The 17,433-nt window shown below is 72.7% G+C and carries 15 protein-coding genes; 7 read left to right on the top strand and 8 right to left on the bottom strand.

Annotation, left to right across the window (positions count from 1 at the left end; genetic code table 11):
- Window positions 1-21: 21 nt before the first annotated feature.
- Both ACSJDX_RS00165 and ACSJDX_RS00160 read right to left on the bottom strand, forming a co-directional pair.
- On the bottom strand, window positions 22-297 hold the full coding sequence (locus ACSJDX_RS00165; RefSeq protein ID WP_438353586.1) for an HPr family phosphocarrier protein: 276 nt from the start codon (window positions 295-297) through the stop codon (window positions 22-24).
- Between the two features lie 28 nt (window positions 298-325).
- Window positions 326-664, bottom strand: a complete 339-nt coding sequence (locus ACSJDX_RS00160) for a PTS sugar transporter subunit IIB (RefSeq protein ID WP_438353585.1) — start codon at window positions 662-664, stop codon at window positions 326-328.
- 167 nt (window positions 665-831) lie between these two features.
- Between ACSJDX_RS00160 and ACSJDX_RS00155 the strand changes: the two genes are divergently transcribed.
- Window positions 832-2,763 carry a BglG family transcription antiterminator gene (locus tag ACSJDX_RS00155; protein WP_438353584.1) on the top strand — a complete coding sequence of 644 codons (1,932 nt, stop codon included), beginning with the start codon at window positions 832-834 and terminating at the stop codon, window positions 2,761-2,763.
- Window positions 2,764-2,878: 115 nt separating this feature from the next.
- Here ACSJDX_RS00155 and ACSJDX_RS00150 read toward each other — a convergent pair whose 3' ends face one another.
- Window positions 2,879-3,463, bottom strand: coding sequence for a GNAT family N-acetyltransferase (locus ACSJDX_RS00150; protein ID WP_438353583.1), 585 nt, complete (start codon window positions 3,461-3,463; stop codon window positions 2,879-2,881).
- A 104-nt stretch (window positions 3,464-3,567) separates the two neighbouring features.
- Between ACSJDX_RS00150 and ACSJDX_RS00145 the strand changes: the two genes are divergently transcribed.
- Entirely contained in the window at window positions 3,568-4,947 is a 1,380-nt protein-coding gene (locus ACSJDX_RS00145; protein ID WP_438353582.1) for an LLM class flavin-dependent oxidoreductase, read from the top strand.
- 132 nt (window positions 4,948-5,079) lie between these two features.
- On the opposite strand, the gene ACSJDX_RS00140 is transcribed toward ACSJDX_RS00145, so the two are convergent.
- Window positions 5,080-6,750, bottom strand: coding sequence for a phospho-sugar mutase (locus ACSJDX_RS00140; RefSeq protein ID WP_438353581.1), 1,671 nt, complete (start codon window positions 6,748-6,750; stop codon window positions 5,080-5,082).
- Window positions 6,747-7,577: a purine-nucleoside phosphorylase gene (locus tag ACSJDX_RS00135; RefSeq protein WP_438353580.1), complete on the bottom strand. Its 831-nt coding sequence runs from the start codon at window positions 7,575-7,577 to the stop codon at window positions 6,747-6,749. Before ACSJDX_RS00135 ends, ACSJDX_RS00140 begins: the two co-directional genes overlap by 4 nt.
- A 137-nt stretch (window positions 7,578-7,714) precedes the next feature.
- Here ACSJDX_RS00135 and ACSJDX_RS00130 point away from each other — a divergent pair, with 137 nt between their 5' ends.
- Window positions 7,715-9,157, top strand: a complete 1,443-nt coding sequence (locus tag ACSJDX_RS00130; RefSeq protein WP_438353579.1) for an NAD(P)H-quinone dehydrogenase — start codon at window positions 7,715-7,717, stop codon at window positions 9,155-9,157.
- A gap of 66 nt (window positions 9,158-9,223) precedes the next feature.
- On the opposite strand, the gene ACSJDX_RS00125 is transcribed toward ACSJDX_RS00130, so the two are convergent.
- Complete coding sequence (locus ACSJDX_RS00125; RefSeq protein ID WP_438353578.1) at window positions 9,224-10,990, bottom strand: acetyl/propionyl/methylcrotonyl-CoA carboxylase subunit alpha; 1,767 nt, start codon at window positions 10,988-10,990, stop codon at window positions 9,224-9,226.
- Between the two features lie 101 nt (window positions 10,991-11,091).
- Entirely contained in the window at window positions 11,092-11,736 is a 645-nt protein-coding gene (locus ACSJDX_RS00120) for a Maf family protein (RefSeq protein WP_438353577.1), read from the bottom strand.
- A 56-nt stretch (window positions 11,737-11,792) separates the two neighbouring features.
- Here ACSJDX_RS00120 and ACSJDX_RS00115 point away from each other — a divergent pair, with 56 nt between their 5' ends.
- Genes ACSJDX_RS00115 through ACSJDX_RS00100 form a run of 4 tightly spaced genes read left to right on the top strand, consistent with a single transcriptional unit; the run spans window position 11,793 to window position 16,203 of the window.
- Window positions 11,793-13,115: a class I SAM-dependent RNA methyltransferase gene (locus ACSJDX_RS00115; RefSeq protein WP_438353576.1), complete on the top strand. Its 1,323-nt coding sequence runs from the start codon at window positions 11,793-11,795 to the stop codon at window positions 13,113-13,115.
- Window positions 13,116-13,143: 28 nt separating this feature from the next.
- The gene (locus tag ACSJDX_RS00110) at window positions 13,144-13,800 is read left to right on the top strand and encodes a response regulator transcription factor (RefSeq protein ID WP_438353575.1); all 657 of its coding nucleotides are present in this window, start codon (window positions 13,144-13,146) and stop codon (window positions 13,798-13,800) included.
- Complete coding sequence (locus ACSJDX_RS00105; protein WP_438353574.1) at window positions 13,790-15,082, top strand: sensor histidine kinase; 1,293 nt, start codon at window positions 13,790-13,792, stop codon at window positions 15,080-15,082. The genes ACSJDX_RS00110 and ACSJDX_RS00105 overlap by 11 nt, the downstream gene beginning before the upstream one ends.
- On the top strand, window positions 15,079-16,203 hold the full coding sequence (locus tag ACSJDX_RS00100; protein WP_438353573.1) for a hypothetical protein: 1,125 nt from the start codon (window positions 15,079-15,081) through the stop codon (window positions 16,201-16,203). The genes ACSJDX_RS00105 and ACSJDX_RS00100 overlap by 4 nt, the downstream gene beginning before the upstream one ends.
- Here ACSJDX_RS00100 and ACSJDX_RS00095 read toward each other — a convergent pair.
- Window positions 16,158-17,414, bottom strand: coding sequence for a glycosyltransferase family 4 protein (locus ACSJDX_RS00095; RefSeq protein WP_438353572.1), 1,257 nt, complete (start codon window positions 17,412-17,414; stop codon window positions 16,158-16,160). The genes ACSJDX_RS00100 and ACSJDX_RS00095 overlap by 46 nt on opposite strands.
- Window positions 17,415-17,433 lie beyond the last annotated feature (19 nt).

The following is a 17,433-nucleotide window of genomic DNA, read 5'->3' as shown; positions in this document are numbered from 1 at the left end:
GACCGCGTCGTCTTGCAGCCCTCAGGCCGCGTCGTGGTCGGTGGTCAGCAGCTCGGCAAGCGTGTCGAGCACGGTCTCGGCGGAATCCCCGTCCGCGGTGAGGGTGACGTAGTCGCCCTGTTCGATGCCCAGCGCGATCACGCCGAGGATGCTGGCGGCGTTCACCGGTGCGCCGGCGTCCTTCGCGATCGTCACCGGGATGCCGGAGTCCTTCGCCGCCTGCGCGAACAGCTTCGCCGGGCGGGCGTGCAGGCCGTGCGACGAGCCGATGCGCACGGTGCGGGTGAGCGGTGCCATGTTCGTTCCTCTCGTTGTCTGCGGGGTCTCAGTCGCCGGCGGCGGTCGGGAGCTTCTCTTCGGGGCGGGCGATCGCATCGCGCACCAGCGCGAGCGTCCGCGTCCCGTCGAGATCGGTGAAGATGTCGGGTGGGAGCAGCACGACCGTCGTTCCGCGCTGGGCCGCGTCGCGCTCGATGCGGGTCAGCGCGTGAGCGAGATGCGGACCGACCAGGACGACGTCCGCGGCATCGAGGTCGATCGGGAGCGACAGCTCGGTGCCGGCGAAGGCGGTGTAGGGGAGCCCCTGACCTTGCGCGGCATGACGGACGCGCTGAGCGACGAACGTGCTCGACGCGCCTGCACCGCAGACCACAAGGATCCTCATCGATCCGCCTCCTTCCGGCCATTCTTGTGAAAACGCTGGGAGCGGACAACCAGGTCTGTTTCCGCCCCCGCGGAACCCGCTTCCTTCCGCCCGGTCGGTGTGCGGCGCCCGCGTGGTTGACTGGAGCGGGCGGGCGCACGACGGTGTGCCGCACCGGGAGGGGCGACGTGACCAGAGCGCGACAGGATCGCCTGCTCGGCATGCTCGCCCGCGACGGCCAATGGGCGACCGCGGCGACGCTCGCCGACGCGCTCGGCGTCACGCCCCGCAGCATCCGCTCGTACGTCACCGCCCTCAACGCCCGCGTGCCCTCGGGAGCGGCGGTCGAGTCGGGGTCGCAGGGGTATCGGGCGGGGACGGATGCCTCGGCGGCGCTGCGCGCGGCGGGGGCGACGGATGCCGGGACCCCCCGGGACCGGCTGCACCGGCTGGTGCGCACCCTGCTGGACACCCCCGACGGCATCGACGTGTTCGAGACGGCCGAATCGCTGCACGTGAGCACCGCGACCGTCGATGCCGACCTCGCCCGCGTGCGCGCCCTGCTGGGCGGGACCGAGCTGACGCTGGAGCGTTCGGCCGACCGCGCTCGGCTGCGCGGCACGGAGGTGGCGCAGCGGCGCCTGCTCAGCCGTCTCGCGCACGACGAGATGGACGCCGGGTCGTTCGACCTCGGCGTGCTGCGCCGCACGCTCGGCGAGGGATCGGTGGGGGCGCAGGCGTTCGGCCCGTTCAAGACCGACCTCGTCTCGGAGCTGGGGGCGCTCGGCTACTTCGTCAACGAGATCGGCATCGCCGACGTCGTGATGCACATCGCGATCGCGTCCGACCGGGTCGCGCGCGGCCGCGGCCTCGAGGGCGTCGTCGCCGACGAGCGCGACGCGCAGCGCGAGGTGGGCGAGATCATCGACCGCCTCGCCCGGCGCCACCTCGGGGTCGAGCTGGGCCCCGGCGACCGCCAGCACCTGGCCACCCTCGTCCTCACCCGCGTGGTCGCGCCGGGCGCTCCGGGGGCACCCTCCGACGATGCGCGGGCGCGGCTGGCCCCCGACGTCGAACGGGCCGTGCGCGACGTGGTCGAGCACGCGGCATCCGACTTCCTGGTCGACATCGCGCACGAGGACTTCATCCTGCGCCTCGCCCTGCACGTGCAGAACCTGCTGCACCGCTCGCGCGAGCAGGCGTGGTCGCGCAACCCGCTGACGAAGTCGCTGAAATCGACCTACCCGATGATCTTCGAGGTGGCGGTGTTCATCGCGTCGGGACTGCAGGAGCGCCTGGGCATCCCGCTGCTCGACGACGAGGTCGCCTACATCGCCATGCACGTCGGCGGCCGCCTCGAGCGAAGCCGCCGCGCGGACCAGCTGCTCACGGCGACGATCGTGTGCCCGGGCTACTACGAGCTGCACGAGCTGCTGCGCTCGTCGGTCGACCGCTCCCTCGGACAGGCGATCGAGGTCGTCGGCGTCGAGACGCGCGTCGACCCCGACTGGGCCTCCATCGACACCGACCTCGTGCTCACCACGATCGAGCCGTCGGCTCCGAGCGATCGGATCGTGCGCATCCAGCCGTTCCTCACGGACGCCGACATCGAGCGCGTGCAGGCCGCGGCCGGCCGCATCCGGCGAGGTCGTCGGCTGACCCGGCTGCGCACCGAGCTGGAGCGCTACTTCGATCCGGCCGCGTTCGTGCGCGGCCTCGACGCGACGCTCGGCGAGCGGGCGATCATCCGCCAGCTGGGCGGGATGCTGGTGGCACGCGGCGTGATCGACGAGGACTACGTCGAGCGCGCGCTGCAGCGCGAGGAGCTGTCGTCGACGGCGTTCACCGAGGCGCTCGCGGTGCCGCACGCGATCGGGATGACCGCGACCCGCACCGCCATCGCGATCGGCATCGCCGAGCCGTCCATCCCGTGGGGCGAGGGGCGCGTGCAGGTCGTCGCGCTCGTGGCGTTCTCGGAGACCGACCGCGAGGCGTTCCAGACGGTGTTCGAGCAGTTCGTCGAGGTGTTCTCCGAACGCGACAGCGTGCAGCGCATCGTGCGCCGTGCCACCGACTTCGCCGGGTTCCTCGATGAGCTCGTGGCCGTCGTCGACGGCTGAACCCGCGCCGAGGAATCCCCCTCTTTCAGGGTGTGGGGCGCATTTCGCGCCTCGGGGCGGATCTGATCCCGCTCCGAGGCGCGAGATCCGCCCCGAATCGGGATTGCGGAGGCGGTCAGAACCGGCGCAGGCGCTCGGTCAGACCGGTGCGCACCGTCGGCCATTCGGCGGCGATGATCGAGAAGACCACCGTGTCGCGCAGGGTGCCGTCCGGGCCGATGCGGTGGCTGCGCAGCACGCCGTCCTGCTTCGCGCCGAGCCGGGCGATCGCGGCCCGCGACTGGTGGTTGTGCCAGTGCGTGCGCAGCTCGACCGCGATCGTGTCGCACGCCTCGAACGCGTGGCCGAGCACCGCGAGCTTCACGGCGGGATTGACCTCGGTGCCCTGCGCGCTGCGGGCGAGCCACGTGTACCCGACCTCGACGTGGCGGTTCGGCTGGTCGATGCCGCAGAAGGTGGTCATGCCCACCGCGCGCCCGGTGCGCACACTCCGGATCGCCCAGGGATTCATCACCCCGCGGTCGCGCAGGTCGAGGCGGTGCGCGATCTCGGCGCCGATCTCGTCGGGTCGGGGGATCGCGGTGTACCAGGCGTACTCGAGACCCTCGGCCGCAAGCGCGAGCTCGTCGGCGTGGTCGGGTGACAGCGGCTCCAACCGCACGTGCGCGTTCTCGAGCATGACGGGGGCGATCAGTTCCACCTCTCGAGCCTAGGCCCGGGAGTCGGGTCGCCCCGGCCGGCCCTCGTTGGTCGTTTTATGTCGACGGAGTTCGTGCTGCGCGCCGGACGGCGGAGGATACGAGGATGCCGCGTCAGATCCGCTTCAACGCCTTCGACATGAACTGCGTCGCCCACCAGTCGTCCGGACTGTGGCGCCATCCGCGCGACCGCTCGGCCGCGTACAACACGCTCGAGTACTGGACGGAGCTGGCGAAGCTGCTCGAGCGCGGCACCTTCGACGGCATCTTCATCGCCGACGTCCTCGGCACCTACGACGTGTACGCCGGGAGCAACGAGGCGGCGATCCGCAACGGTGCGCAGGTGCCGGTCAACGATCCGCTGATGCTGGTGAGCGCGATGGCGCTGGTCACCGAGCACCTCGGGTTCGGGGTCACCGCGGGCACCGCGTACGAGCATCCGTATCCGTTCGCCCGTCGCCTCACGACGCTCGATCACCTCACCAAGGGGCGCGTCGGCTGGAACGTCGTGACCGGGTACCTGCCGAGCGCCGCCCGGAACATGGGCCACGAGGACCAGCTCGAGCACGACGACCGGTACGACCACGCCGACGAGTACCTCGAGGTCCTCTACAAGCTGTGGGAGGGATCGTGGGAGGACGAGGCCGTCGTCAAGGACGCCGAGTCCGGCATCTTCACCGACCCCTCGAAGGTGCACGAGATCGGCCACAAGGGCAAGCACTTCACCGTGCCCGGCATCCACATCTCCGAGCCGTCCCCGCAGCGCACCCCGGTGATCTACCAGGCGGGCGCCTCACCGCGCGGCGTGGCGTTCGCGGCGGGCAACGCAGAGGCGATCTTCGTCGCGGCACCCACCAAGGAGGTGCTCAAGGGCACGGTCTCGCGCATCCGCGACGCGCTCGAGGCAGCAGGCCGCGACCGCTACGCGGCGCGCATCTACACGCTGCTGACGATCATCACCGACGCCACCCCCGAGGCGGCGCGCGCGAAGCACGCCGACTTCCTGTCGTACGCCAGCGAGGAGGGTGCGCTCGTGTTCATGTCGGGCTGGATGGGCATCGACCTGTCCACCTACGACGTGGACGAGCCGGTCGGGAACGTGAAGTCCAACGCGATCCAGTCGACGGTCGCGAACTTCCAGGAGTCGGCCGAGCACGGCCGCGAGTTCACCGTCGGCGACATCGGCCGGCACGCTGCGGTCGGCGGCCTCGGCCCCACCATCGTCGGCTCGGGCGAGGAGATCGCCGACCAGCTGCAGGAGTGGGTCGAGGACACGGACGTCGACGGGTTCAACCTCGCCTACGCGATCACGCCCGGCACCTTCGAGGACGTGGTCGAGTTCGTGATCCCGGTGCTCCGCGAGCGCGGGGTCTACCCGACCGAGTACGTCCCGGGCACGCTCCGCCAGAAACTCCACGGGAAGGGCGACCGGCTTCCGGCGGAGCACCACGGCGCCTCGTTCCGGTACGCCCCGGCGTCGGCCTGACGGTCCTCCTTCGGGTCCCCTGCTGCGCAGAACTCCACCGACCGGCATCCGCCCACGGCTCTGCACGGCGCCGGGCCCTGCATCCGCGCCGGATCGGTGGAGTTCTGCACGCCGGAATCGCGGCGGATGCGGTCAGCCGAGGTCGTCCAGGAGCGCCCGGGCGGCCGCGGTCAGCGCCGTGATGCGGGCGCTGGCGTCGTCCGCGGAGTCGCCGCGCACATCGAGGTACAGCTTGAGCTTGGGCTCGGTGCCGCTCGGACGCACGATGACGCGCGAGCCGTCCTCGAGCCACAGCCGCAGCACGTCGCCGGGCGGCAGATCGCCGTGACCCTCGATGAGGTCGTCGACCTGCGTCACCGCGACCTCGCCGAGACGCTCGGGGTGCGCGGCGCGCAGCGCCGTCATGATGCGGCCGATCACGGACAGGTCGTCGACCCGCACCGAGATCTGGTCGCTGTCGACGTGGCCGAACGCGTCGGAGAACTCCGTCCACAGGTCGGCGACCGACGCGCCGCGGCCGCGGGCCTCGGCGGCCATGCCGAGCATCGCCACGGCGGCCGAGATGCCGTCCTTGTCGCGCACCGTTCCGGGGTTGACGAGGTATCCGAGCGCCTCCTCGAACCCGAACACCATGCCGGGGGCGCGAGAGATCCACTTGAAGCCCGTGAGAGTGGCGTGGAAGCCGAGTCCGTAGTGATCGGCCACGGTCTGCAGGGCAGGCGACGACACGAGCGAGGACGCCAGCGAGGCGCCCTCGACCCGCTCGTCGGCCGCCGCCTCGCGTGCTGCGCGCCAGCCCAGCAGCAGCCCGACCTGGTTGCCGGTGAGCCGGCGCCAGCCGCCGTCCACCGAGGCATCCGGGACCGCCACCGCCAGCCGGTCGGCGTCGGGATCGTTCGCGATCACGAGCTCGGCACCGACCTCGCGGGCCGTCTCGAACGACAGGTCCATCGCCCCGGGCTCCTCGGGGTTGGGGAACGACACCGTCGGGAACGCGCCGTCGGGCTCGATCTGGGCGGCGACCTCGACCGGAGCGGGGTAGCCGGCGACCTCGAGAATGCGCCGCACCGTCTCGGCGCCCACGCCGTGCATCGCGGTGTACACCCACGTCATGCCGTCCGCGCCGGCGGGTGCCGGGGCGACGGCCGCGGTGGCGGCGACGTACTCCTCCACCACGCTCTCGGGCGCGGTGGCGTAGCCGAACGAGCGGGGGATCGCCCCCACGTCGCCGGCGTCGGCCACCCGCGCGATGTGCGCGGCGATCTCGGCGTCCGCGGGGGCCACGATCTGCGAGCCGTCGTCATCGCCGCCGAGGTAGACCTTGTAGCCGTTGTCGTCGGGCGGGTTGTGACTGGCGGTGACCATCACACCCGCCGCCGCGCGGAGGTGCCGCACCGCGAACGCCAGCACAGGCGTGGGCAGCAGACGGGGCAGCAGCACGGCGTGCAGTCCGGCACCGGCGAAGATCTCGGCCGAGTCGCGCGCGAACACGTCGGAGTTGCGCCGCCCGTCGTAGCCGACCACGATCGTGGCGCCCTCTCCGGCGCGCTCGAGCACGTACGCCGCGAGACCGGCGGCCGCTTGGGCGACGAGCACGCGGTTCATCCGGTTGCTGCCGGCGCCGAGGCGTCCGCGCAGGCCCGCCGTGCCGAACGCGAGGCGCGCGGCGAAGCGATCGTCCAGATCGGCGGATGCCGCGGCATCCCCTTCCTCGGCACGGTCGATCAGGTCGCGCAGCTCCGCCCGCGTGTCGCCGTCGGGATCCTGCGCGAGCCACGCGCGCGCCGCCTCGAGGGCGCTCACATCGCCCCGATCACGCGGGCCAGCAGGGCCGAGATCGTCGGCTCCGCCTCGCGTCCCGCCTCGATCACCTCCTGGTGGCTGAGCGGCGTGGTCTGGATGCCCGCCGCCATGTTCGTGATGAGCGAGAACCCGAGGATCTCCATGCCGGCCTGGCGCGCGGCGATCGCCTCGAGCGCCGTCGACATGCCGACGATGCTGCCGCCGATGGTCTTAGCCATCCGCACCTCGGCCGGGGTCTCGTACTGCGGTCCGCGGAACTGGGTGTAGACGCCCTCGTCCAGCGACGGGTCGATCGAGCGGGCGAGGTCGCGCAGCCGCAGCGAGTACAGGTCGGTGAGGTCGACGAACGTCGCCCCCTCCAGAGGGGAGTCGCCGGTGAGGTTGATGTGGTCGCTGATCAGCACCGGCTGCCCCGGCTTCCACGAGGCCTTGATGCCCCCGGCGCCGTTGGTGAGCACCATCGTCGTCGCGCCCGTCGCGGCGGCGGTGCGCACGCTGTGCACCACACGGCGCACGCCGTGACCCTCGTAGTAGTGGGTGCGGGCGCCGATCACGAGCACGCGCTTGCCCTTGGAGGTCCGGATGCTCCGGAGCGACCCGACGTGGCCGGCGAGCGCCGGCGCGCTGAAGCCGGTGACCTCCGTGGCGGGCACGGTCGCGACCGTCTCGCCGACGAGCTCGGCCGCGCGGCCCCAGCCGCTGCCGAGGGTGAGCGCGATGTCGTGCTGCTCGACTCCGGTCAGGCGCGCGATGTCGGCCGCGGCGTCGGCGGCGACGGCGAACGGGTCGGCGGCGGGGTCGTCGAGGGGGTGGGAGCTGTGTGACATGGACCCCACTCTAGGAACCCCCGGGCGCAGGGGCCAGGAGCAGACGGATGCCTGTGCCCCCGGCATCCGTCCGCCCGCCGTCCTCCGCACAGGTGCCGATGTGCGTCGCGCCCGTGCGGCAGGGGAGAATGGGGATCATGTCTTCGAGCTTCGAGAGCACCCAGAGCGTCGCGATCATCGGCGGCGGTCCCGGCGGGTACGAGGCGGCGCTCGCCGCCGCGCAGCTGGGCGCTCAGGTGACGGTCGTCGAGCGCGCCGGCGTGGGCGGATCGGCCGTCATCACCGACGTCGTGCCGTCGAAGTCGCTCATCGCGACGGCCGACGCCGCGGTGGCGATCTCGGAGGCCACCGACCTGGGCGTGCAGTTCTACGCGAAGGGCGAGAGCGGGAAGCCGCTGAAGCCCGAGGTGGCGATCAACCTCGCCGCCGTCAACAAGCGGCTGCTGTCGCTCGCGCGCCAGCAGTCCGACGACATGCGCGCCTCCCTCGCCGAGGCGGGGGTGCGCATCATCACCGGCGAGGGGCGGCTGGAGAGCGGCAACGCCGTGGTCGTCTCGACGGGCCCCGGCGGCACCGACTTCGACCGGATCGAGGCCGACACCCTCGTCGTCTCGGTCGGCGCGTCGCCCCGCGAGCTGCCGACCGCCAAGCCCGACGGCGTGCGCATCCTCACCTGGACGCAGCTGTACGACATGAAGGAGCTGCCGCCGCACCTCATCGTGGTGGGCTCCGGCGTCACGGGCGCCGAGTTCGCCTCGGCCTACATGAACCTCGGCGCCGAGGTCACGCTGATCTCCAGCCGCGACCAGGTGCTGCCGGGCGAGGATCGCGACGCGGCGGCCGTGCTCGAGAAGGTGTTCAAGCGCGGCGGGATGCACGTGCTGTCGAAGTCCCGCGCCGACACGGTCGAGAACACCGGCGACGGCGTGCGGGTCACCCTCGCCGACGGGCGCACGGTCGAGGGCAGCCACTGTCTCATGGCCGTCGGCTCGATCCCCAACACCGCCGGCATCGGCCTCGAGGAGGCCGGGGTCCAGATGACCGAGTCCGGGCACATCCGGGTCAATCGCGTCGCGCGCACCTCGGTGCCCAACATCTACGCCGCGGGCGACTGCACCACGTTCGTTCCGCTCGCCTCGGTCGCCTCCATGCAGGGGCGCACGGCCGTCTTCCACGCGCTCGGCGACGCCGTCATCCCGCTGGAGCGCCGGCGCATCACCGCCAACATCTTCACCGCCCCCGAGATCGCGACGGTCGGCTGGCAGGAGAAGGACGTCGAGGACGGCCTCATCAACGGCGTGATCCACAAGCTGCCGCTCGCGGCCAACCCGCGCGCGAAGATGATGGGCATCCGCGACGGCTTCGTGAAGGTGATCGCCCGTCAGGGCAGCGGAACCGTGATCGGCGGCGTCATCGTCGCTCCGCGCGCGTCCGAGCTCATCTACCCCATCGCGATCGCGGTCGAGCGGCGCATGACGGTCGACCAGGTCTCCCGCGTGTTCGCGGTGTACCCGTCGTTGACCGGCAGCATCACCGACGCCGTGCGCGCGATGCACATCGTCGACCACTCCGACGCCTGACCCTCGGCATCCACCCCACCCCTCACGGGGACGGGGAGGAGGAGACGGATGCCTCGCCTCAGCGCGTCAGCTGATGGTGAGGAGCTGGTGGCCGGCCGACACCGTCGAGCCGGGAGCGGCGTTGATCGCGCCGACCACGCCGTCCTTGTGCGCCTGGATGGGCTGCTCCATCTTCATCGCCTCGAGCACGACGACCAGGTCGCCCTTGACGACCTGCTGCCCGTCCTCGACGGCGAGCTTGACGACGGTGGCCTGCATCGGCGACTTCACCGCGTCGCCCGAGGCGCCGGTCATCACCGACGGGGCGTGGGAGCGGCGCGACGGCGGCACGGCGGCGGGGCGACCGGATGCCGCGGGGGAGCCCACGATGCGGTCGGGCAGGCTCACCTCGAGGCGCTTGCCGCCCACCTCGACGACGACGGTGTGCCGCGTCTCCTCGGCCTGCGGACCACCGGCCTCGCCGTCCCACGCGGGGATGTCGTTGACGAACTCGGTCTCGATCCACCGCGTGAACACGCCGAAACGGCCGTCCTCGGCGGTGAATGCGGGGTCGCGGACGACCTTGCGGTGGAAGGGGAGCACCGTCGGCATGCCCGAGACCTCGAACTCGTCGAGGGCACGGCGGGCGCGCTCGAGCGCCTCGGCGCGGTCGCGGCCGCTGACGATGATCTTGCCCAGCAGCGAGTCGAATGCGCCGCTCACACTGTCGCCCGCGGTCACGCCGGAGTCGAGGCGCACACCCGGTCCGCCGAACGTCTTGAAGACGTGGATGCTGCCCGGCTGGGGCAGGAAGCCGCGACCCGGGTCCTCCCCGTTCACGCGGAACTCGAACGAGTGGCCCTGCGGCGCCGGATCGGCGTAGTCGAGGGTGCCGCCCTCGGCGAGGCGGAACTGCTCGCGCACGAGGTCGATGCCGGTGACCTCCTCGGAGACCGGGTGCTCCACCTGCAGGCGCGTGTTGACCTCGAGGAAGGAGATGGTGCCGTCGGCGCCGATGAGGAACTCGCACGTGCCCGCGCCGATGTAGCCCACCTCGCGCAGGATCGCCTTCGACGCGTCGTACAGCACGCGGTTCTGCTCGTCGGTGAGGAACGGTGCGGGCGCCTCCTCCACGAGCTTCTGGTGACGGCGCTGCAGTGAGCAGTCGCGGGTGGAGACGACCACGACGTTGCCCGCGGCATCCGCCAGGCACTGCGTCTCGACGTGACGCGGCTTGTCGAGGTACTTCTCGACGAAGCACTCGCCGCGACCGAACGCGGCGATCGCCTCACGGGTTGCCGACTCGAACAGCTCGGGCACCTCGTCGAGCTCGCGTGCGACCTTGAGTCCGCGTCCGCCGCCGCCGTACGCGGCCTTGATCGCGATGGGAAGACCGTACTCGCGGGCGAAGGCGACGACCTCGTCGGCGCCCGCGACGGGACCGGGGGTGCCGGGGGCGAGAGGGGCGCCGACCTTCTCGGCCACGTGCCGGGCGGTGACCTTGTCGCCGAGCGCCTCGATCGCCTCGGGCGTCGGACCGATCCAGATCAGCCCCGCGCCGATGACCGCGCGGGCGAAGTCGGCGTTCTCGGCGAGGAAGCCGTAGCCGGGGTGCACCGCGTCGGCGCCGGACCGGCGGGCGACCGACAGGATCTTCTCGATCGAGAGATAGGTGTCGGCGCTGGTGGCGCCGTCGAGCGCATAGGCCTCGTCGGCGAGGCGGGCGTGGAGGGCGTCGCGGTCCTGATCGGCGTACACGGCCACGGACGCTTTGCCCGAGTCGCGGGCCGCCCGGATGATGCGTACGGCGATCTCGCCGCGGTTTGCGATGAGCACCTTGGCGATAGCAGGCATGGACGCCAGCCTACCGAGCGCCTCCCGCGCATTTTTGAGCGGTTCCTACAAGAACCGAGAAGAAACGTGGGATTCCTACGACAAGGTCGGTGTTCCCAGGCTCAGACCCGGTTCCACAGCGCCGTCCACTCGACACCGAGTTCGCGCGCGAGGCGGCGCAGGGTCGACAGCGACATCCCGACCACGGTCGACGGGTCACCGTCGACCCGCTCGATGAATGCGCCGCCGAGGCTGTCGACCGTGAAGGCCCCGGCGACCAGGAGCGGCTCGCCGGTGGCGACGTAGGCGGCGATCTCCGCGTCGGTCACGTCGGCGGCGAACGTGACGGATGCCTCCGCCACGGCGTGCGCCTCGACGGGAGCCGCCCCGGGCGCCACGCGGAACACGCTGTGCCCCGAGTGCAGCACGCCGGTGCGGCCGCGCATGCTCCGCCACCGGGCGGTCGCCGCGTCGGCCGTGTAGGGCTTGCCGAGGATCTCGCCGTCGAGTTCGAACATGGAGTCGCCGCCGATCACCAGTCCGTCGAAGCCGGGGTCGTCGGCGGTGACGCGCTGCGCGACATCCGCCGCCTTGCGTCGGGCGAGCAGCAGCACGTGGGCGTCGGGGGCGAGGCGCCCGGAGGTCGCCTCGACCTCGGCGATCACGGCCTCCTCGTCGACCTCGGGCGCCCGGGTCTCGGGCTCGATGCCGGCCTGCCGCAGCAGCATCAGGCGGGCGGGCGAGGTGGAGGCGAGGCAGACGCGCATGCCGGCCACGCTACCGGGGCGCGGCGCCGCGCCGGGGGTGTGGAAGGCTCGGTCGTATGCACAGCGGCGACATCCTCGACCTCGACATCACCGATGTCGCGCACGGCGGCGTGTTCGTCGCCCGGCACGAGGGCCGCGTGGTGTTCGTGCCCGACGCGATCCCCGGCGAACGGGTGCGCGTGCGGCTCACCGACGTGGGCAAGGCGTCGTTCTGGCGCGCGGAGGCGCTGGAGGTGCGGGATGCCTCGCCCCACCGCCGCCCGCACGTGTGGCGGCAGGCCGACATCGACGTGCCGCCCGAGCAGCGCCCCGGCGGAGCCGACTTCGGTCATATGGAGCTGTCCCACCAGCGCGCCCTGAAGCTCGAGGTGGTGCGCGACGCGTTGACGCGCATCGGGCGCCTGGAGGGGGTGCCCGCCACGATCGAGGCGGCCTCGCCCGCCCGCGGCGCCGACGGCGAGGTGGTCGCCGAGGAGCGCGCGGACGGCACCCGGTGGCGCACCCGCGTGAGCCTGCACGTCGGCGCCGACGGCGAGGTCGGCCCGTTCGCGGCGCGCAGCCATCGCGTCATCTCCGTCGAGGACCACCCGCTGGCCACGGCCGCGATCGAGCGCGCCGCCCTGAGCCGCGGCGGCGGCGCGCCCGGCCGCATCGATCTGGTGCAGCCCGCCGACGGCTCCGTGCGGGCGATCGTGCGCTCCGATCCGACCGGGCCGGTGCGCGGGCGGCGCCGACCCCCCGCCCGCCCCACCGACCCGCGCGCCGCGCACGACGTGGTCGAGGAGCGGGTCGGCGGCCGCCCGTTCCGGGTCGATGCGGGCGGGTTCTGGCAGGTGCACCGCCTCGCCGCCGCGACCCTCACCGGTGCGGTGACCGACGCGCTGCGGTCCCTGCCCGGAGGGATCGACGGGGATGCCGCGCACCTCGACCTCTACGGGGGTGTGGGTCTGCTCGCCGCGGCCGTCGGCGACGTGGTCGGACCGGGCATGCGGATCACGTCGGTGGAGTCCGATGCCCGTGCGACCGAGCACGCCGGCGAGAACCTCGCCGAGTGGGTCGGCGCGCGCGCCGAGACCGCTCGTGTAGACCGCTTCCTGAAGGGCGCGCTGGAGACCGCGTCGTCCGCAGAGCGCGAGCGCCTGTCGCGGGGCGTCGTCGTGCTCGATCCGCCGCGCGCCGGCGCCGGTCGCGAGGTCGTCGACGCCGTGTGCGGCATCCGTCCCGCCGGTGTCGTCTACGTGGCATGCGATCCGGTCGCCCTCGCGCGGGACCTCGCGGTGTTCGCCGGGCACGGATATGCGGTGCACGGCGATGTGCGCGCGATCGACCTCTTCCCGCACTCTCACCACGTCGAAGCGGTCGTCGCGCTGACACGGTGAGCCCACCGCCACGGATAGGCTGAGCGGCATGGCCCGCGTAGCGCTGATCGACGACCACGAGTCCGTCCGGCTCGGTCTCGAGGCCGCCTGCGCGCGCGACGGGAACGACGTCGTCTTCTCGGGGGCGAGCGTGACGGAGTACGTCGGCTGGCGCTCCGACAACAACGCCGCCCCGGCCGACGTCGTGGTGCTCGATCTGACGCTCGGCGACGGCACCACCGTGACCGAGAACGTGCACCGACTCGTCATCGACGGATCGTCGGTGATCATCCACTCCGTCGCCGATCGCCCCGCCGCGGTGCGCGAGGCGATCGCCGCCGGCGCGGCCGGAGTCGTGAGCAAGGCCTCTCCGATCGGCGACGTCGTCGCCGCCGTGCGCACGGTCGCCCAGGGCGAGCTGCTCGACAACATCGAATGGGCGAGCGCCGTCGAGGGCGATCGCGCCTTCGCCGATGCGCAGCTCTCCGCCCGCGAGCGCGAGGTGCTGCGACTGTACGCCGCCGGCCTGCCCCTCAAGGTCGTCGCCGATCGCCTCGGAGTGGCCTACTCCACCGCGAAGGAGAACATCACCCGCGTGCGCGTGAAGTACGTCGAGGTCGGCCGCCCCGCGCCGACGAAGGTCGACCTGCTGCGACGCGCCATGGAGGACGGGATCGTCTCGGCGGAGGACGCCGGTGACGGCTGACTCCGACCGCGCGGTCCTCGACGCGGCCTGGGGGCACATCTCCCAGACCCGTGACGCCACCGTGAGCCTGGGATCGTTCACCCGGCAGCGGATCGAGCGCACCATCGCCCTGGTGGCCGGAATCGGCTCGGCGGCGCTGGGTGCGCAGGCGTTCTTCGCGTCCCTCGGCTCCTCGGAGGAGCTGCCCGGGTGGCACTTCTCGCTCACGCTGCTCGCGTTCGGACCGCTGGCGGCGATGGTTCTGGCAGGTCTCATCGGACGCGGCGTGCGCGTGGCCGCGGGCATCTTCGCGGTCTCGTTCGTGGTGTGCCTGGCGCTCTGGCCGGTGGTGACGGCCGGATCGGTGCCGGAGCCCGGCTCGCAGCCGTGGATCTACTTCCTCGTCAACATCTCGACGCTGGCGGCCGTGCTGGCCTTCGGACTCCCGCTGCAGCTGGTGTGGACGATCGGGGCGCCCCTGCTGTACGGGCTGGTGCGCCTCATCCAGGGTGGGTTCGTCGTCGACCTGCAGGTGCCGCTGATCCTCGACGTGTCGTTCGCGCTCCTGCTCGGCGGTGTGCTTCTCGCCCTCGGCTGGGTCTTCCGCTCCGTCGCCGCGAACGTCGACGCCACGCGCGCCCAGGCCGTGGATTCCTACGCCGCCGCCGCGGCGGCGGCCGCCGCCGAGCAGGAGCGCTTCGCGGTGGCCGCGTTCATGCACGACAGCGTGCTGGCCGCGCTGATCTCGGCCGAACGCGCCACCAGCTCCCGAGAGCGGATGCTGGCGGTCGCGATGGCACGCGAGGCTCTCACCCGGCTCGCCAACGCCGAGCAGGACGCCGGAGAGGGCAGCGACGCCCCGCAGCCGGTGGGCGCCGTCGCCGACGACATCGAGCGCGAGGCGCGTGAGCTCGGCGTCGCGATCACGGTGCGCCGGGCGTTCCCGGACGATGCGCCGGCGATCCCCGGTCGCGTGGCCCGCGCACTCGCCCTGGCGTCGACGCAGGCCGTCGCCAACTCCATCCAGCACGCCGGCGGCATGGGTCTGGCGGTCTCGGTGACGGCGAGCACCGTGGGCGGGGCGGACGCGGTTCCCGGCGAGGGAGGGGCGGGCGAGGCATCCGTCCGCATCACCGTCAGCGACACCGGACCGGGATTCGATCTGCAGACCGTCCCGGAGGACCGCCTCGGCATCCGCGGCTCGATCGTGGCGCGGCTCGCCGCGATCGGCGGCACCGCGGTGATCGACACCGGTGCGCGCGGCACGGCCGTCACCCTCGAGTGGAAGCACAGTCTGCGATGATCAGCGTCCGCCGCATCCTGATCAGCCTTGCGCTGGCGTTCACCGCGTATCTGTCGGCGCGCGGTCTGTGGTGGCCCGGGGTCACGGTGCCCTACCCGATTCTGGTCTTCGCCGCGCTCGGCGTGTACCTGCCGACGACGTGGGCGTGTCTGTTCTGGCAGCCGCGCGTCCGCAGTGAGGCGGCCGAGACCGCCGTGGTGCCCGCCGTCGCGGCCGACGGCGGAGAACCGGAGCAGCCGGCCGGTGTGCCCGGCCGGGACCGGCTGCCGGCGTGGGCGTGCGCGCTGGCGCTGCTGAGTGCGGTGGTCGTGCCGAACCTCGTCGCCATCGCCGTGGGCCCCGACGGCCGCACGGCGTCGCACGGGGTGTGGGTCACCGGCGGCATCGGCGCTCTCATGACGATCGTTATGGCCCGTCGACGCCCCTGGGTGGCCTGGACCGGCACGGCGATCATGGCGGTCGTGTGCGGTGCGTGGATGGGGCCGCTCCAGGCGCTGTCGCTGGGGCTGGTGGGCTCGACGGTCTGGGTGATCGTCGCGCAGCTGCTCATCATGTCGCTCGACCGTGCGGCGCGCGACACCAGCCGCCTCGCCACCCTGCAGCGCGCCGCGTCGGCGTGGCAGGCGTCCCAGACGGTGCGCAAGCGCGAGCGGCGCGTGCAGGTGCAGCGCGCCCTGGCCGTGGCCGGTCCGGTGCTCACCGCGACGGTGGCGTCGGGCGGAGTGCTCGACGACGAGCTGCGCCTCGAGGCGCGCATCGCGGAGGGTCGCCTCCGCGACGAGCTGCGCGGGCCCCGCCTGCTCGACGACGAGGTGCGGGCAGGGATCGACGCCGCGCGCCGTCGCGGGGCGACCGTCACCGTGCTCGACGAGGGCGGACTCGAGAACGTCGGACCCGACGCGCTCGTCACGATCCGCCGCGAGCTCGCCGAGACGCTGCGCACGGCGCACTCCCGGCGTCTCTACATCCGCACCTCCCCGCACGATCGGGTGGCGGTGACGGTGGTCGGACGATCCACCCCGCCCGGCACCGACGAGGAGGCCGTCGATCTGTGGCAGGAGATCCCGCACGCCTCTCAGGACGGCGAGGCGCCCGACACGAGCCGGCGCGCGTCGTCGTAGGCCTGTTCCAGCAGCGCGACGTGGCGCTGCGGGGAGAACTGGGATGCGGCGCGCTGCGCCTCGGCTGAGCGCGCGACGACGAGGTCGAGATCGCGCGCGAGCATCACGAGGGCGTCGCGGATGCCGTCGACGCCCTCGGACTCGGTGAGCACGCCGCCGACGGCGAGACCCTCCTGCAGGTTCGGGTCGACGTACAGCACGGCGCGGGCTTCGTTGAGGGCCTCCACGACGGTGACCGGCTGGTTGTCGAAGCCGAACGACGTCAGCGCCACGAGGTGCGCGGCGCGCATGCGCTCCCGCACGCGCTCGCGAGGCACCCGCCCGAGCAGCTCGATCCCGGCGGCTCCGCCGGCCGCCGAGACGGCCGCCTCCACGGCTTCCCGCTGGGGGCCGTCGCCGATGACCTCGGCGTGCAGGGCTCCGGGTCCGAGCACCTCCTGCGCGCCCGTCACGGCATCGACGAACTCGAGGATGCGCTTCTCGGGCGTGAGCCGTCCGATCCACGCGACGCGCAGGGGCGGTTCGATCGCGGTCAGGGCGTGCCCCGCGGCCCCTCCGTCGGGAGTGGCGTTCTCGATCACCATGACGTGACGCAGCCCGGCTTCGCGCAGGCGCGCCGCCTGGTGAGCCGACGGCGAGATCACCGTCTGCACGCGCTCCGCCGTGGAGAGGGTGATCCCCCGCAGCGCCGAGTCGACCGCCGAGTCGGCCAGGCGCCGCCGGGAGGCGGGGAATCCACGCACCAGCCGCGCGAACAGGCGCGCCGCGGCGGAGGCGAGTCGGCTCGCGGTCGGTCCGAGCCCGGCCTGCCAGAAGAAGGTGTGCACGGTCTGCACGAGCGGGATGCCGCACTCCACCGCCACCTGGGAGGACGCCGCGGTGAGCCCGAACTCCGAGTGCAGGTGCACCACCTCGATGGAGCGCGCCGCGAAGGCCTCGCCGAGCCGCCGCCGGACTGCAGAGGAGTTGCGCACGAGCGGCAGGTCGACCACCGGCATCGTCCACCGCGCGGGGACCAGGATGCTGTCGATTCCCTCCGGCACGGGGGAGGAGCCCGCCGCGGCGACCGTGCGACCCCGCGTGACACGGGGAGCGACGATCGTCACCTCGTGCCCGTGCTCGCGGAGGATGCGGGCTTCGTCGAGGAACGCGGACTGGGCACCGCCGAGGTACTCCAGCGAGTAGTCGCAGACGAGGGCGATCCGCGTCACAGCCGCATCCCGGATGCCG

The sequence above is a fragment of the Microbacterium fluminis genome, from assembly GCF_051549805.1.
In the GTDB taxonomy this organism is placed as follows: Bacteria; Actinomycetota; Actinomycetes; order Actinomycetales; family Microbacteriaceae; genus Microbacterium.
This window is presented reverse-complemented; position numbering and strand designations above follow the sequence as displayed.

Bases quoted from the DNA above. Each gene is read 5' to 3' on its own strand.
- ACSJDX_RS00165 (WP_438353586.1), bottom strand. From the start codon at position 297: ATGGCACCGCTCACCCGCACCGTGCGCATCGGCTCGTCGCACGGCCTG.
- ACSJDX_RS00160 (WP_438353585.1), bottom strand. From the start codon at position 664: ATGAGGATCCTTGTGGTCTGCGGTGCAGGCGCGTCGAGCACGTTCGTC.
- ACSJDX_RS00145 (WP_438353582.1), top strand. From the start codon at position 3,568: ATGCCGCGTCAGATCCGCTTCAACGCCTTCGACATGAACTGCGTCGCC.
- ACSJDX_RS00135 (WP_438353580.1), bottom strand. From the start codon at position 7,577: ATGTCACACAGCTCCCACCCCCTCGACGACCCCGCCGCCGACCCGTTC.
- ACSJDX_RS00130 (WP_438353579.1), top strand. From the start codon at position 7,715: ATGTCTTCGAGCTTCGAGAGCACCCAGAGCGTCGCGATCATCGGCGGC.
- ACSJDX_RS00125 (WP_438353578.1), bottom strand. From the start codon at position 10,990: ATGCCTGCTATCGCCAAGGTGCTCATCGCAAACCGCGGCGAGATCGCC.
- ACSJDX_RS00120 (WP_438353577.1), bottom strand. From the start codon at position 11,736: ATGCGCGTCTGCCTCGCCTCCACCTCGCCCGCCCGCCTGATGCTGCTG.
- ACSJDX_RS00115 (WP_438353576.1), top strand. From the start codon at position 11,793: ATGCACAGCGGCGACATCCTCGACCTCGACATCACCGATGTCGCGCAC.
- ACSJDX_RS00110 (WP_438353575.1), top strand. From the start codon at position 13,144: ATGGCCCGCGTAGCGCTGATCGACGACCACGAGTCCGTCCGGCTCGGT.
- ACSJDX_RS00100 (WP_438353573.1), top strand. From the start codon at position 15,079: ATGATCAGCGTCCGCCGCATCCTGATCAGCCTTGCGCTGGCGTTCACC.